Source organism: Acinetobacter sp. YT-02, assembly GCF_002412355.1.
GTDB classification, from domain to species: domain Bacteria; phylum Pseudomonadota; class Gammaproteobacteria; order Pseudomonadales; family Moraxellaceae; genus Acinetobacter; species Acinetobacter towneri.
In genome coordinates, this window is the sequence record NZ_NOZT01000037.1 from 1 (window position 1) to 14,562 (window position 14,562).

Below are 14,562 nucleotides of genomic sequence, written 5' to 3' on the forward strand. Positions count from 1 at the left end.
ATCTGCCAAAATCATCATCGTTTGATGACGTGTCAAACGAACAAATAGAGCAGATAGAATTTGCACTCAACCATTATCCTAGAAAAACACTAGGTTGGTATACACCGAGTGAAGTTATGGCTGGTTTTTATACTGTTGCACTTGCCGCTTGAATCCGCCCTTTAATTAACTCAACCATTTAACGCAAAATTTCAGGCAATGCCTTAAAACTACCGCTTTTGCTTAATTCAATTTTCATTTTTTGCAGCATTTGATACGGTTGCTGCTGCACAAACATATTCACAAAGCTTAAAGGAATCGAGCCTTCAGGGTTGGCGTAGCCATAGGTACTGACTTTGACTTTGTGATTGCCCAGTTTCTGAAAGGTCCAGTCGCCTTCGTAGTCCTGAATACGCACATAATCTGGGTTCAATGGATAGCCACCCTCAATCGCTTTATTTTGAATACTAATCATTCCTTGCGCATCTTTACTCATTTTGCCTTTGACCACCAAATCACGATCTTTTAGCGGAAAAGGAAAATCCAGCACCATATATAGCAAGAACTCACCTTTTTGGTCATCGCGTGACAAGACTTTGACACTGCCCACATAAGGCACCCATTTCCCGGCATGATCGACATCTAAAATTAAGGCAGCGGCTTTTTCTAAAGGTACATTGAAGGTGGTTTCGGCCTTATACAAAAACACAGGGCTAGACTGCTGTTGAAAGGTCCAGACTTTAATATTGTTTTTATGAATACTGAGTTTGGCATGTTCAAGGCTTTGTGCATGCGTGATACAGCTACAGGCGATCATGCCAAGAATTGGCAGAATTTTTTTCATTGTCGTGTGCATCTTATTTTAGTTTTGTGTGGGGTCTGATGCGTCATCATCCATGACATCAGACCCTAGTTTTAGCGGCAGATTGAAAATTGTTCAAGCAATTTTATCTATTTCGTATTACTGCGCAGTTTTAAACCTGAATATCGTTAAATCCAAGTACATCTTTCATATCGTATTTACGCGCTTCGCGTCCCACCACCCACGCTGCAGCACGCACGGCACCTGCAGCAAAATTCATGCGGTTGGTGGCTTTGTGGGTAATTTCCACACGCTCGCCATCGGCAATAAACATTGCGGTATGTTCACCTACAATATCGCCACCGCGAATGGTTTGGAAACCAATGCTTTTACGTTCACGTGGCCCTGTGTGTCCTTCGCGGCAGTAAACAGCATCGTGTTTTAAATCACGACCTAAGGTTGCTGCAATGGCCTCGCCCATCATCAATGCCGTGCCTGATGGTGCATCGACTTTATGACGATGATGCGCTTCAATCACTTCAATATCAACAGTATCACCAAAAACTTTGGCTGCCAATTCCAACAGTTTAATGGATACGTTTACCCCAACTGAATAATTGGCGGCATACACCACTGGCGTCTGTTGAGCCGATTCTTCTAAAAGCGCTTTTTGTTCATCATTCATGCCTGTGGTGCCAATCACAATCGCTACGCCTGCTTCACGGCAAAGCTTTAAGTGCTGTGCAGTCGCGGCGGGTGCGGTAAAGTCGATTACGACATCGCAGTCAGCCAATACTTGTTCTAGGCTGCCCACGACTTTCACACCGAGTGTACCCACACCTGCCAGCTCTCCTGCATCTGCCCCCAAGAGACTGCTTTCTGGGCGTTCGACTGCGGCTGCCAATTGGTAGCCTGCTTCTTGAACGGCTTGAATTAAGATGCGTCCCATACGGCCGCCTGCGCCTAATACACCAATGCGTGGAGTTGCTGACATAGCATATTCCTAAAATAGATTCTAAATTGTGCTTACTATATCAAAACTCGCTGCCTAGACTAAGTTTGTCAGCCAAGTTTATGGGTTTATTTTCATCGGAAAGCAACTTTGACTGGGCTGCTGATGGTCACTTTAAATACCTCAGGTAAACTTTTAACGAAGCGATGCTAAAAATTTATCTGAAAATACTCATTTTTTATTTTATTTCACAAATTTGCAAACTTGTATGCGCAGACTAGCCTGCACGAATGATAACAACTGCACAAATTAAAGGGGATTTACATGCATTCGAAGAACATGGTATTGGCATTATTGTTAGGTATGAGTACAGCATCCGTATTTGCAGAGCCTGCACTTCAAGAAGGTGATACGCTAGAAAGCCTGTCTAAAGTCCGTATTAGCGTGACACTACAAGAACCGCTTGCGGTTGAAGTTGATACACCTGAACTAGAACAAGCTGCAACAGAACATGGGGTTGTTGCAACCGTTCAACCACAAACTACCGTTGAAACAGCAACGACTGAAATGGTGGATGTTTTAGAGATTGATGTACCTGAAGTCGAATAAGCTTGTAAGGTGCATAACAAAAAAGCACCAAGCGTACCAAAAAAATACCAGCTCATTAACAGACTGGTATTTTTTTGAGTTCTAATAAATATTAGATACACGGAAAGGTCATCCGCAACTGTTCGAGGCAGGACTACATCAAAAAGTTAATGTTTCTGCAATTATACCGTTTATTGACGACATTGGACGAGTTTTGCGGATGACAGATGGTTTTGGCTACTTTTCCCGAAAGAAAAGTAGCATTTGAGCTCCAAAAATTGGATTAAAAAAGATAAGACTCCGCCGTGTCTATTATTTGAATACTGAAAAAATCATCAACTAAATTTCAAATAATATGCCACATGACTGCACACGGCAAAAAACCAACTTAATCAAACAAACGATCAAAGAAAGACTTCTTCTTTGGTGATGACTGACTGCCCTCACCTTCCATCGTCGTCTGTAATTCTTTTAACAATTCACGCTGACGTGCGGTTAGATTCACAGGTGTTTCCACCACAATACGGCAGAGTAAATCGCCCTGCATACTGCTACGCACAGGTTTTACCCCTTTACCACGCAAACGGAACAATTTACCCGTCTGTGTTCCCTCAGGTACTTTCAGGCTCACGCGACCATCTAGGGTCGGAATTTCAATTTCCTTACCTAAAGCAGCATCGGCAATGTTGATAGGTACATCCATATATAGATCGGCACCATCACGCTGGAAGATTTCGTGCTCGCGCACCACCACTTCTACGTATAAATCACCCGATTGACCATCACGAATCGCCTCACCTTTACCCGTTAAGCGTACGCGGTCGCCATTGTCCACCCCTGCAGGAATGGTCACTTCAAGAGTTTGTTGACGGTCTGACACCCCCGAACCATGACATTTTTTACATGGATTCTTGATGATTTTGCCCTGACCACGACAAGTGCTACAAGTTTGCTGTACCGAGAAGAAACCTTGCTGCATGCGTACTTGACCCGCACCATGACAGGTTGGACAGGTTTCAACATCATTTGGATTTTCTGAGCCTTTACCATCACAAGCGTCACAAGGCGCAGGTGCTGTAAAGGTGATGGTTTTCTTGACGCCTTTTACTGCTTCTTCAAGCGTGAGTTCCAGCACATAGCGTAAGTCTGAACCACGACGTGCACGTTGCTGACCACGACCACCGCCACCGAATGCACCACCGAAAATATCACCGAACTGGCTAAAGATGTCTTCTGCACTAAAACCACCACTAAAGCCACCACCGCCGCCCATACCGCCTTCAAAGGCATTATGCCCCATGCGGTCATACATGCTGCGTTTTTCGGCATCCGATAAAACTTCATAAGCTTCCGCAGCTTCTTTAAATTTCTCTTCAGCTTCTGTGTTGTCTGGGTTGCGGTCCGGATGATATTTCATCGCCAACTTACGGTAGGCTTTTTTTATTTCATCATCACTAGCTGTTTTGGCGACACCCAAAACCTCATAATAATCACGTTTAGCCATGTCTGGCGATGCTCCTCACGGAATTCTAATTAAAACTGAACTGATGTGTAAAATGGGGGTAAAACTGAGTTTTACAAGGGAAAACTGCTAAAAATTTTAGCTGCATGCTGAATACAAGCGAAAAGCCCTTAGAATACGGCTTTATTTTTCAAAAATTTGGATAGCCCTTTAATCCAAGCATTGATTAAAAACAAGAAGGCAATCACGGCAAAGACTACACCTGCCACGGTGCAAGCTTTGACCCATAAAAAGGCATCCCAAGGAAAGAATGCCAATGGAATAAACCACAGTGCAGCAAACAGTGCCAATACCGTATAAATCAACACATTACGCATGACCCATAAGGCCTGCGCCTGTAACCAGACTTCGGTGCTATCGACCACAATCACTTTACGGGCATACCAATATGCCAACGCGCCACTCACCACAGTAAATAAAGCAAAAAACATAAACACGTAAGAGATCGCAATGGAACGGCGAAACTTTAACAAGTTATCTTGCTTCATAATGTGATTTAACCCCATCTGTGCCATACTTTATTTTTTAATCTGGCGCATGCTGTAACGTATGCTAAGGCTGAAAAATATAAGGTGCTACTATATTGAAATTTTCCAAGTTTCGCACCCGTTATTATGTCACTTTTACAGATTATGTGGATTTTTTTTCACTTTAAACCACTGGGCGTATAACGCAGGTAAAAAGAACAGAGTTAATAAGGTCGCGACAATTAATCCGCCCATAATCGCCACAGCCATCGGGCCAAAGAAAATACTGCGGGAAAGTGGAATCATGGCCAATACTGCCGCCAAAGCGGTCAGTACAATTGGACGACAACGGCGTACCGTGGCGTTAATAATCGCATCCCACTGCGACTCTCCTGCCCGAATATCTTGCTCAATCTGATCAATTAAAATCAGGGAATTGCGCATGATCATACCCGATAAGGCAATCGTACCAAGCATCGCCACAAAACCAAAAGGTTTGTTAAACAGCAACAGAAACAAAACCACGCCAATAATGCCGAGCGGTGCAGTCAAAAATACAATGAACGCACGTGACATGCTACGCAGCTGAATCATTAACAAGGTCATCACCACCGCAAGGAAAAATGGCATGCCTGCATTGACTGACTTTTGCCCACGTGCCGACTCTTCAACTGTACCGCCGACTTCAATTAAATAGCCACTTGGTAATTTTTCACGCAAGGCTGCCATCGGTTCAGATAATTCTGCCACCACCGTTGCAGGTTGCAGATTGCTACGAATATCGCCACGTACGGTAATGGTCGGCAAGCGGTTACGATGCCAAATTAAACCCTCTTCAAAACGGTATTCAATGTGTGCAATTTGCGCCAACGGCACCGATGTTCCACGTGAAGTCGGTACAGCCAAACTGCTTAAAGATGCGACATCTAAGCGCTCAGTTTGATTGCCACGTAAACGAATTTCAATCAGTTCACGTTTTTCACGATACTGGTTAATAGCCGCGCCACTGATAGAGCTATTGAGGAAGTTAGCCAAATCTAGACTAGACACTCCCATTTGACGGGCACGGTCTTGATCAATCTGCAATTGAATGACTTTGCTCGGCTCGCCCCAATCTAAATGCACATTGGTACTGTTTGGATTGGCACTGATGGTGGCTGCGACTTGCTGCGCCCATTGTCGCACTTGCGCCAAGTCTTCGCCTGATACACGGAATTGCAATGGATAACCCACAGGCGGGCCATTTTCCAATAACGACACGCGAGTACGCACTTCTGGCAATAACAAGCGAATTTGCTCAGATAAATTACGACGAATTTCATTGCGGTCTTCTAAGGAAGATGCCAACACTACAAATTGGGCAAAACTGGCTTGCGGCAATTGCTGATCTAGCGGCAAATAAAAACGCGGTGAACCTGTGCCGACATAGGCCACATAATTGTCGATACCTTGTTGTTGTGCCAAAAATTTTTCAACTTTTTTAACGGCTGCTTCTGTGGCTGTTAAGGATGCACCTTCTTCAAGTTTTAAATCGACTAAAATTTCTGCCCGATTGGAAGGCGGAAAGAATTGCTGCGGTACCAATTTAAACATCGCAATTGACAGTACAAATATAGCAACTGTGCTTGCAATGACGGTTTTACGATAGCGCACACAGGTATTGACCCAACCACGAAACATTTGATAAAAACGGGTTTGATATGGGTCGTGTAATTCACCTGTTGGCTGTAGCACAGGCTGCGGCTCAGCTTGTTTGCGTAAACGCGCCCAAAGACGTTGATACCACGGCGCTCGCTGTGCATGACGCTGAAAATCTGGCAATAATTTATCGCCCAGATAAGGCACAAACAGCACGGCAGCAAACCATGACACCACCAAAGCAATGGTCACCACTTGGAAAATTGAACGGGTGTATTCCCCTGTACTTGAGGCTGCTGTGGCAATCGGTAAAAAACCTGCTGCGGTAATTAATGTCCCAGTTAGCATAGGAAAAGCAGTCGTTCGCCACGCATGGCCTGCCGCTTGCAAGCGGCTATAACCCTGCTCCATCTTAATTGCCATCATTTCAATGGCGATAATGGCATCATCCACCAACAATCCGAGCGCTAGAATAAGCGCACCGAGTGAAATTTTGTGCAGTCCGACATCAAACAAATGCATACCAGCAAACGTCATCGCCAAAACCAGTGGAATGGAAAATGCCACCACCAAGCCAGTACGAAAACCCAGTGAAAAGAAGCTGACCAAAAGCACGATAATCACCGCCTCAGCCAAGACTTTCATAAATTCATTGACGCTGTGTTTTACCGCTACAGGCTGATCAGACACTTTTTGCAGCTGCATGCCTAAAGGCAAGGTTTTTTGCAAACGAGCAAATTCTGTTTCCAGATTTTCTCCCAAAGCTAGAATATCCCCGCCTTTACGCATCGACACCGCAATGCCAATCCCGTTTTCGCCCATAAAGCGCATACGTGGTTGGGCAGGCTCGCTAAACCCACGATAGACCTCAGCAACATCGCCCAGTTGAATGGTGGTGCCATTCACCAACAGTGGCATTTGTTTCAGCTCATCAACACTGTGCAATGCACCGCTTACACGGACCTGAATACGGTCTGAATGGGTTTCAAAAAAACCTGCGCTTGCCATGCTGTTTTGTTGTTGTAAGGCTTGCTGAATCGCGCTAACAGGAATACCGAGTTGCGCGGCTTTGGTATTAGATAACTCAATCCAGATTTTTTGATCTTGTAAACCCACCAAATTGACTTTGGCCACATCTTTGACCCGCTGCAATTGTAGTTGCAAACGGTCGGCATATTCTTTGAGGGTGGCATAGTCATAGTCTGCGCCTGTCAACACATAAATATTGCCAAAAGTGTCGCCAAATTCATCATTAAAAAATGGGCCTTGTACGCCTTGTGGCAATTCATGGCGGATGTCATTGACCTTTTTACGCACCTTGTACCAAACATCTGGAATTTGGCTGGAACGCATGGAATCTTTGGCAATAAAAGTCACCATGGACTCGCCCGGACGCGAATAGGCCATGATACGTTCATAATCGCCCGTGCTCATCAATTCTTTTTCAATACGGTCCGTGACTTGTAAGGATACCTCTTTGGCACTCGCTCCTGGCCAATAGGTTTGAATCACCATCACTTTAAAGGTAAACGGCGGATCTTCACTTTGTGCCAATTTAGAATAGGAAAAAAAGCCGACAATGCCCAACAACAGCATCAAGTAGACCACTAAACCTTTATTTTTTAACGCCCATTCGGATAAGTTAAAATTCATATTTTAACGCTCCGTCTGTGTAGCAGCAGGAGCTGCCTGAGCTGTTGGATTGACCGCCTGTACAGCTTGATTGTCACGGTTAATTGGGCGGATTTTTTGTCGATCACGCAGTAAATGTACCCCACCCATTACCACATAATCTTGCGCCTGCAAGCCACTGAGTACAGGCACGCTGTCCCGTCCATAAGCGCCCAAGGTAACAGGAGTTTGGCGAACGGTTGAATCGGCCTGCAAGACCAAAACAAAAGCTTGTTGCCCAGTTGCCGATACGCTAGATAAAGGCACATATAAACCCTGATTGGCTTGGCGAGTCAGAAATACCCGCGCACTTTGCCCCAATTGAATCTGTGCATTGCCTTCGCGTAAAGCCACTTTGACTTTAAAAGTACGTGACTGATCTGCCGCAGGGGAAATTTCTCGAACCGTACCAGTAAAACGGCTATCAGGTTGTGACCATAAACTCACCGTTGCCTCTTGCCCGACCCGAATTTCAGCCACTGCTTGTTCAGGCACACCAATCACGACTTCACGTTCTCCATCAATCGCCAATTGATAAGCGACCTGCCCTGCCGCTAAAACCTGCCCAACTTCAATATTGCGTTCAGTAATCACGCCATTTTTTGTGGCACGTAACTGGTTATAATCGGTTTGATTACTGCTAACCGCATAATTAGACTGCGCCTGTTTCAACTGCGCCATGGCATGTTGATACTGGTTTTTGACTGCATCATATTGCGAGCGGCTGACTGCGTTCATGGGTAACAATTGCTGAAAACGCTGCAATTCATCACTGGCAATTTTTGCAGCAGATTGTGCACTTTCCAGTTGCGCACGCGCGGCATTGAGCTGCAATGTTGCATCTTGCACATCCAGTGTTGCTAAGACTTGCCCAACCTTGACCCGATCTCCGACATCGGCAAAACGCTGTGTAACTTGCCCTGCAACCCGAAATGCCAAAGCGGTTTGCTGACGTGCTTGCACCTCGCCTGCATAGCTTTTTTGCTCAAGATGTAAACTGCTGGGCTGAGTCACCATCACCAAAGGGACTTCCTGTTCAACCTCGGTTTTTTGCTTGCTGCAGCCCATTAGGGTGATACAGCACAACAGCATCAGGCTGCCAATGAGATTCTGAGTCGTGTTCATCTAGCGTGCTCTTATTTAAACGTTTTTATTAGGGCAGAATACGCAGTATATTAAATTGATTATTTTTTAATTAATATACCACTAGGTACATTAATTAAAACTGAAGCGTCATTTTCCAGTTGTACTGATGCAAATTAGGAGGAGCATGTGCAGATTCATGTCGGACGACCCAAAGATTTAGAAAAACGCCAACGTATTTTAATGTCGGCAAAACACTTGTTTTTAAAGTTGGGCTTTCATGGTTCGAGTATGAATCAGATTGCACGTGAAGCAGGCGTGACCAAATTAACGGTGTATAATCATTTTCAAGACAAAGCCACGTTATTTTCCTGTGCCATTGAAGAAACCTGTGAAAGTCTGCTTAAGGCACAACCTTTGGACTTGACTGCACATCGCAATTTTAAGCAGGCTTTATACCAAGCCTGTGAACTGTCCTTGAACTTGGCCAACATGCCTGAAGCGATTAAATTAGAACACTTGCTGATGGAACTGGCCTCGGAGCAAAATCCGTTGGCATTGCAGTTTTACAATGCCTCACATGCCAAACTTCGCGCGATGTGGGAAAGCTTCTTTCGCAAAGCAGCAGAACTAAAATTTATTCAGGCAGATGAACCTAAAACACAAACTGAATTGATCGTTTCTTTACTACATGGTTTACGTCACCATGAAGTTTTACTCGGTGTACGTGCCGTGCCTGATGCTGCACAATCTCAAAAGATTATTGAAGATGCGATGGGTATTTTTATGCTACGTTATGGCTGAACAGGCTAATAAAGGTTGATCTAAATCGGAATTTTTTTACCAAATCGCATGCCACTCTGCCCTGTATTTCTCTGCGAAATACTGCCGCTTGGCACTATAACTTCAGATGCGCAAAATCCATGCAACTTTTGTAGATAGCCCGCTTGGATTGTGTCTAAATCGGGGTATAGTCTTAACAGAGTAAAAAACACAGAACATGGAGAACAACGAATGATTCAACAAATTGATGCTCCTCTACGCGATGACGTACGCCTACTTGGCAACTTATTGGGTGAGACCCTCAAGTTACACGCAGGACAAGATTTGTTTAATCAGGTCGAACAAATTCGTGCTTTATCTAAAGGCGCGCGCGATGGACAAGCCGAAGCTGAAAAACAACTCGAACAACTGTTTTTAAGTCTGGAAGATGACGAGATCTTACCACTCACCCGTGCCTTTACCCACTTTTTGAACTTTGCCAACATCGCCGAGCAATATCATGTGGTGCGGAGTCGTCGCCAAAGCGAATTTGATGAACATGCTGTTTCTCCAAACCCACTCGATCACTTATTCCTCAAGTTTAAAGACAACCAAATTTCTGCAGAAACCCTCTATCAACAAGTCTGCGAACTGAAAATTGAATTGGTTTTAACTGCACATCCGACTGAAGTCAGCCGTCGTACCCTCATTCAAAAATATGACGATATTAATGACTGCCTGTCTAAAATGGATCAACAAAAACTGACGCCACGTGAACGTCAGGCAGTTTTGGCAGATTTAAAACAGCTCATCAGCTCGGCTTGGCAAACCGATGAAATTCGCCAACATCGCCCAACTCCTGTCGATGAAGCCAAATGGGGCTTTACCACCATCGAACAAACCCTGTGGAATGCAGTGCCTAAATTCATGCGTGAGTTAGACAGCATTGTGCAGGAACACTGTGGGCAAAGTCTGCCGCTGAATATTGCGCCTGTGCGTTTCGCCTCTTGGATGGGCGGTGACCGTGATGGTAACCCCAATGTCACCCATAAAGTGACTCAAGAGGTGTTGTGGTTATCGCGCTGGAAAGCAGCAGAACTGTATTTACGTGATATTGAAAACTTGCGTTGGGAACTTTCCATTCAGCAATGCAGCCCAGAATTGGCAGATGCTTTGGGACATTTCCATGCAGAGCCGTACCGTGAATATTTACGCGACACCCGTGAACGCCTAAAAGCCACCCGCAACTGGTTAGCAGCGAAATTACAAGGCAAAGATGCTGATGACAGTTTGGTGATTAAAAACAAAGACGAGTTGTTACAGCCTTTACTGCTGTGTTATCGCTCGCTGACGGCTTGCCAATTGTCAGACATTGCGAACGGCAAATTGCTGGATTTAATACATCGTGTGAATTGTTTTGGTATTGAATTGCTAAAACTGGATATTCGCCAAGAGTCAGGACGTCATCGCCAAGCCATTTCTGCCATTACCGAATATTTAGGTTTGGGCAATTTTGAAACTTGGACTGAACAAGCGCGTCAGAACTTCTTACTTCAAGAACTGCAAAGCAAACGTCCGTTATTGCCAAAATTCATGCAGGAACCTGCACAAAGCCTGATTCAACATCCCGATGTGCAAGAAGTGTTTGCTACCATGCGCACGTTGGCTGAGCAACCGCAGGAAAGCTTGGGCGCGTATATTATTTCCATGGCGGAATATCCAAGTGATGTGTTAGCGGTGTTATTGCTGCAAAAAGAAGCAGGCATTCAGCATCCTTTACGTGTGGTGCCGCTGTTTGAAACCCTGAAAGACTTGGATGGGGCTGCCCAGACCATGAATACCCTATTTAATATGCATTGGTACAAACAGCATATTCAGGGCAAACATGAGGTCATGATTGGCTACTCGGACTCCGCCAAAGATGCAGGGTTCATGTCGGCCAACTGGGCACAGTACCGCGCTCAGGAAGAACTGACTGCGGTAGCGCAGCAACATGCTGTGCAGCTAACCTTATTCCATGGTCGTGGTGGTTCTATCAGCCGTGGTGGCGCACCGACTCAACAAGCGCTGTTCTCACAGCCACCAGGTTCTATTTCAGGTGCAATTCGCGTTACCGAACAAGGCGAAATGATTCGTTTTAAATTTGGACTTGAAGGGGTTGCATTGCAAAATCTGGAAGTCTATACCGCTGCCACCTTAGAAGCGACGCTAATGCCACCCCCTGTGCCGAAGGCAGAATGGCGCGAGGTCATGCATAACATGACCGAGCTTTCGGTACAGGTCTACCGTCAAACTGTGCGTGAAAATCCACATTTTGTGAAATATTTACGCACCGTTACGCCAGAACTAGAATTGCAGATGTTGCCGCTCGGTTCTCGTCCTGCAAAACGTAAAGTCAGCGGCGGAATTGAATCCTTACGTGCCATCCCGTGGGTATTTGCATGGACGCAAATCCGTTTGATGCTGCCTGCTTGGTTAGGTACAGGCGCAGCAATTAACCAAACAATCGATCAGGGACAAAAAGCCACTTTAGATGAAATGCTCAGCGATTGGCCTTACTTCCAGACTTTAATTGATATGTTAGAAATGGTGTTGTCTAAAGCCGACAGCAATATTGCATTGTATTATGAGTCACACCTGACCGATGACGAAGACTTGAAACAACTCGGTGAGCAACTGCGTCAACGCCTGCGTGATGCCGTAACAACGTTACTGACCCTCAAAGGTGAATCGCAATTGCTCAGCAGCAATGATGTGCTAGATCAATCAATGCGGGTGCGTAAACCGTATTTATTGCCACTGCATTTGCTACAGGCAGAGTTGATGAAACGTCGTCGCCGGTATTTGGCAGAACAACATGCCGAACATACCCCTGTCGATCATGCCCTTATGGTAAGCATTGCAGGGATTGCAGCAGGCTTACGCAATACAGGTTAAGCCTCTACGAATAGCACAACAAGCAGAGTCATGTACTCTGCTTGTGGCTTATGCACTCACTTAGAAATGGCATGGGCAGATTACTGTATAAAAGGGTCACTAAAAAATCATAAAAAAAATGATAACTGGCATTTTTTATGATTTCTGTACTACCTTCTTTGAATTATGCTTATGATTAAATATCAGATAAAAAAGATGAACATTGACTATTTTCTGGGTCAAATGACTGTACTCGCAGGTGTGTTTACCATTGGCTCCATGTTTTACAGGCTTATTGCTGTTTAAACGCATTATTATCTTTGAGGGCAACCTTCCCTGCTGAGTGGTCTTTTACGGTGTTTCTGTGCTGACCTTGCTCATTATCATCCCCTATGCGCCCATTTTTTAGCCCTATGCGTTGCGTGGCGAAAAAATAAGCCTAAATTATGTGCAATTAAATTTATTCTTCGTCTGCTTTCATCCCATTGATGCAGCAAAACATTCTTTAAATTTATAAATAAAATTACTTATTTATATTAAATGTAAATTTTAACAAATAGTAAAATTTAATTCTAAAAATAAGCAGCTGGTCAGTTTCCTCGCAAAATTTTTAAAAAATTTATGCAATACAAGGGTATGATGTGCTCAATTTAGCTTTTGAGTGCTCACTTTATGTCCAATTGGTTTCCCAAATGGCGCCCTTATGAAGGCAGCATTGATGCGCGTCCTGTAGGGACCAATGAGTATCTACCGCCTGCACAAACCGTTGTATTGGGGATACAACACGCGTTTGCCATGTTTGGTGCTACGGTACTTGCACCTTTCTTAATGGGCTTTGACCCGAACCTTGCCATTTTAATGTCAGGGATTTGTACCATCCTGTTCTTTTTCATGACAGGTGGGCGCGTTCCAAGTTATTTAGGTTCGAGCTTTGCCTTTATTGGAGTAGTGATTGCTGCCACAGGCTATGCAGGTGCAGCAGGTGGTTTAAATGCCAATATTGGGGTCGCGGCAGGCGGGATTATTGCCTGCGGTATTTTATATGCCCTGATTGGCTTTTTGGTGATGGCCACAGGCACCCGTTGGATTGAAAAATTGATGCCACCTGTAGTGACAGGTGCAGTGGTGATGATCATTGGTTTAAACCTTGCCCCAGTCACGGTCAAAGCCGTTGCAGGCAATCCATTTAATATGTGGATGGCATTGGTAACTGTGCTGTGTATGGGCATGATTGCTGTATTTACCAAAGGTTTATTGCAACGTCTTTTACTCCTAATTGGCTTACTCATGTCGTATCTGATCTATTTTATGGTCACCAATGTCATGGGTTGGGGTACGCCAATTAACTTCACACCAATTCAGCAAGCCGCGTGGTTTGGTGTTCCAGACTTTCACGCGCCTGTATTTGATGTGAATGCCATGCTAATTATCGCCCCAATTGCTTTCATTTTGGTGGCAGAGAACTTGGGACACATTAAAGCAGTCGGAGCAATGACAGGTGAAAACCTCGATCCACACATTGGTAAAGCCTTTGTCGCAGATGGTGTTGCCACAACACTCGCAGGTGGTGTCGGTGCACCAGGTATGACCACTTATGGTGAAAATATTGGAGTGATGGCTGTTACCCGCGTGTATTCCACGATTATTTTTGTAGTGGCGGGGGTCTTTGCAATTTTCCTTGGGCTTTCACCCAAATTTGGCGCGATTATTCACACCATTCCTACCGCTATTTTAACAGGTGCTTCAATTGTGGTTTTTGGTTTGATTACCATTGCTGGCGCGAAAATCTGGATTGAAAACAAGGTCGATTTTTCTAAAAATAAAAATCTGATGGTGGCTGCCGTGACCATTATTTTAGGAACGGGTGACTTTGCGCTGCAATTGGGCAGCTTTAATTTGGGTGGGATAGGTACAGCAACCTTTGCGGCCTTGTTCCTAAACTGGTTCTTTAGTTTGCGTGATCCATCCTAATCAGAACCTGCTGTCATCTGCTGAAACCTAAGCAGCTGCCGAAGCAATACAAAAAGACCGAACAACAATAATTGTTCGGTCTTTTTTTAACCTCAAACGGTCTGTCTAGAATAAACCGTTTTTAAGAGATCATGCTTTTGCTGTGGCTTATTTCTGTTTTTTAAGCTCTTGCTTAAGTTGCTTCAATTTGCCTTTATGTTTTGAAATCTTT

Annotated in this window: 10 protein-coding genes and 1 pseudogene; 5 read left to right on the plus strand and 6 right to left on the minus strand. The window is 44.6% G+C overall.

What is annotated here, in order from left to right; genetic code table 11:
- Nucleotides 1-152 (plus strand): annotated as a pseudogene (locus CF596_RS10055) (IS30 family transposase); the annotation flags it as partial.
- 26 nt (nt 153-178) lie between these two features.
- Here CF596_RS10055 and CF596_RS10060 read toward each other — a convergent pair.
- Together CF596_RS10060 and dapB are read right to left on the minus strand one after the other, a co-directional pair.
- Nucleotides 179-823 (minus strand): START domain-containing protein, encoded by a 645-nt coding sequence (locus tag CF596_RS10060; RefSeq protein ID WP_096902360.1) that lies wholly within the window; start codon nt 821-823, stop codon nt 179-181.
- A 130-nt stretch (nt 824-953) separates the two neighbouring features.
- Nucleotides 954-1,775: a 4-hydroxy-tetrahydrodipicolinate reductase gene (dapB, locus tag CF596_RS10065; protein ID WP_096902361.1), complete on the minus strand. Its 822-nt coding sequence runs from the start codon at nt 1,773-1,775 to the stop codon at nt 954-956.
- Nucleotides 1,776-2,057: 282 nt separating this feature from the next.
- Here dapB and CF596_RS10070 point away from each other — a divergent pair, with 282 nt between their 5' ends.
- Nucleotides 2,058-2,342 carry a hypothetical protein gene (locus CF596_RS10070; protein WP_096902362.1) on the plus strand — a complete coding sequence of 95 codons (285 nt, stop codon included), beginning with the start codon at nt 2,058-2,060 and terminating at the stop codon, nt 2,340-2,342.
- Between the two features lie 367 nt (nt 2,343-2,709).
- On the opposite strand, the gene dnaJ is transcribed toward CF596_RS10070, so the two are convergent.
- The 4 genes from dnaJ to CF596_RS10090 form a co-directional block, all read right to left on the minus strand.
- Nucleotides 2,710-3,825 (minus strand): molecular chaperone DnaJ, encoded by a 1,116-nt coding sequence (gene dnaJ / locus CF596_RS10075; protein ID WP_096902363.1) that lies wholly within the window; start codon nt 3,823-3,825, stop codon nt 2,710-2,712.
- A 128-nt stretch (nt 3,826-3,953) separates the two neighbouring features.
- Nucleotides 3,954-4,331, minus strand: a complete 378-nt coding sequence (locus tag CF596_RS10080; protein ID WP_096902378.1) for a hypothetical protein — start codon at nt 4,329-4,331, stop codon at nt 3,954-3,956.
- Nucleotides 4,332-4,466: 135 nt separating this feature from the next.
- Entirely contained in the window at nt 4,467-7,601 is a 3,135-nt protein-coding gene (locus tag CF596_RS10085; RefSeq protein WP_096902364.1) for an efflux RND transporter permease subunit, read from the minus strand.
- 3 nt (nt 7,602-7,604) lie between these two features.
- Nucleotides 7,605-8,744, minus strand: a complete 1,140-nt coding sequence (locus CF596_RS10090) for an efflux RND transporter periplasmic adaptor subunit (protein WP_096902365.1) — start codon at nt 8,742-8,744, stop codon at nt 7,605-7,607.
- Between the two features lie 147 nt (nt 8,745-8,891).
- Between CF596_RS10090 and CF596_RS10095 the strand changes: the two genes are divergently transcribed.
- The 3 genes from CF596_RS10095 to CF596_RS10105 all read left to right on the plus strand — a co-directional run bounded on the left by CF596_RS10095 (nt 8,892) and on the right by CF596_RS10105 (nt 14,351).
- Complete coding sequence (locus CF596_RS10095) at nt 8,892-9,506, plus strand: TetR/AcrR family transcriptional regulator (protein WP_096902366.1); 615 nt, start codon at nt 8,892-8,894, stop codon at nt 9,504-9,506.
- A 210-nt stretch (nt 9,507-9,716) separates the two neighbouring features.
- Nucleotides 9,717-12,401, plus strand: a complete 2,685-nt coding sequence (gene ppc, locus CF596_RS10100) for a phosphoenolpyruvate carboxylase (RefSeq protein WP_096902367.1) — start codon at nt 9,717-9,719, stop codon at nt 12,399-12,401.
- A gap of 651 nt (nt 12,402-13,052) precedes the next feature.
- Nucleotides 13,053-14,351, plus strand: a complete 1,299-nt coding sequence (locus tag CF596_RS10105; protein ID WP_096902368.1) for a solute carrier family 23 protein — start codon at nt 13,053-13,055, stop codon at nt 14,349-14,351.
- The last annotated feature ends 211 nt before the right edge of the window (nt 14,352-14,562 follow it).

Excerpts from the sequence above, each read along its gene's own strand:
- CF596_RS10060 (WP_096902360.1), bottom strand. The coding sequence starts at position 823 with ATGAAAAAAATTCTGCCAATTCTTGGCATGATCGCCTGTAGCTGTATC.
- dapB (WP_096902361.1), bottom strand. The coding sequence starts at position 1,775 with ATGTCAGCAACTCCACGCATTGGTGTATTAGGCGCAGGCGGCCGTATG.
- CF596_RS10070 (WP_096902362.1), top strand. The coding sequence starts at position 2,058 with ATGCATTCGAAGAACATGGTATTGGCATTATTGTTAGGTATGAGTACA.
- dnaJ (WP_096902363.1), bottom strand. The coding sequence starts at position 3,825 with ATGGCTAAACGTGATTATTATGAGGTTTTGGGTGTCGCCAAAACAGCT.
- CF596_RS10080 (WP_096902378.1), bottom strand. The coding sequence starts at position 4,331 with ATGAAGCAAGATAACTTGTTAAAGTTTCGCCGTTCCATTGCGATCTCT.
- CF596_RS10085 (WP_096902364.1), bottom strand. The coding sequence starts at position 7,601 with ATGAATTTTAACTTATCCGAATGGGCGTTAAAAAATAAAGGTTTAGTG.
- CF596_RS10090 (WP_096902365.1), bottom strand. The coding sequence starts at position 8,744 with ATGAACACGACTCAGAATCTCATTGGCAGCCTGATGCTGTTGTGCTGT.
- ppc (WP_096902367.1), top strand. The coding sequence starts at position 9,717 with ATGATTCAACAAATTGATGCTCCTCTACGCGATGACGTACGCCTACTT.
- CF596_RS10105 (WP_096902368.1), top strand. The coding sequence starts at position 13,053 with ATGTCCAATTGGTTTCCCAAATGGCGCCCTTATGAAGGCAGCATTGAT.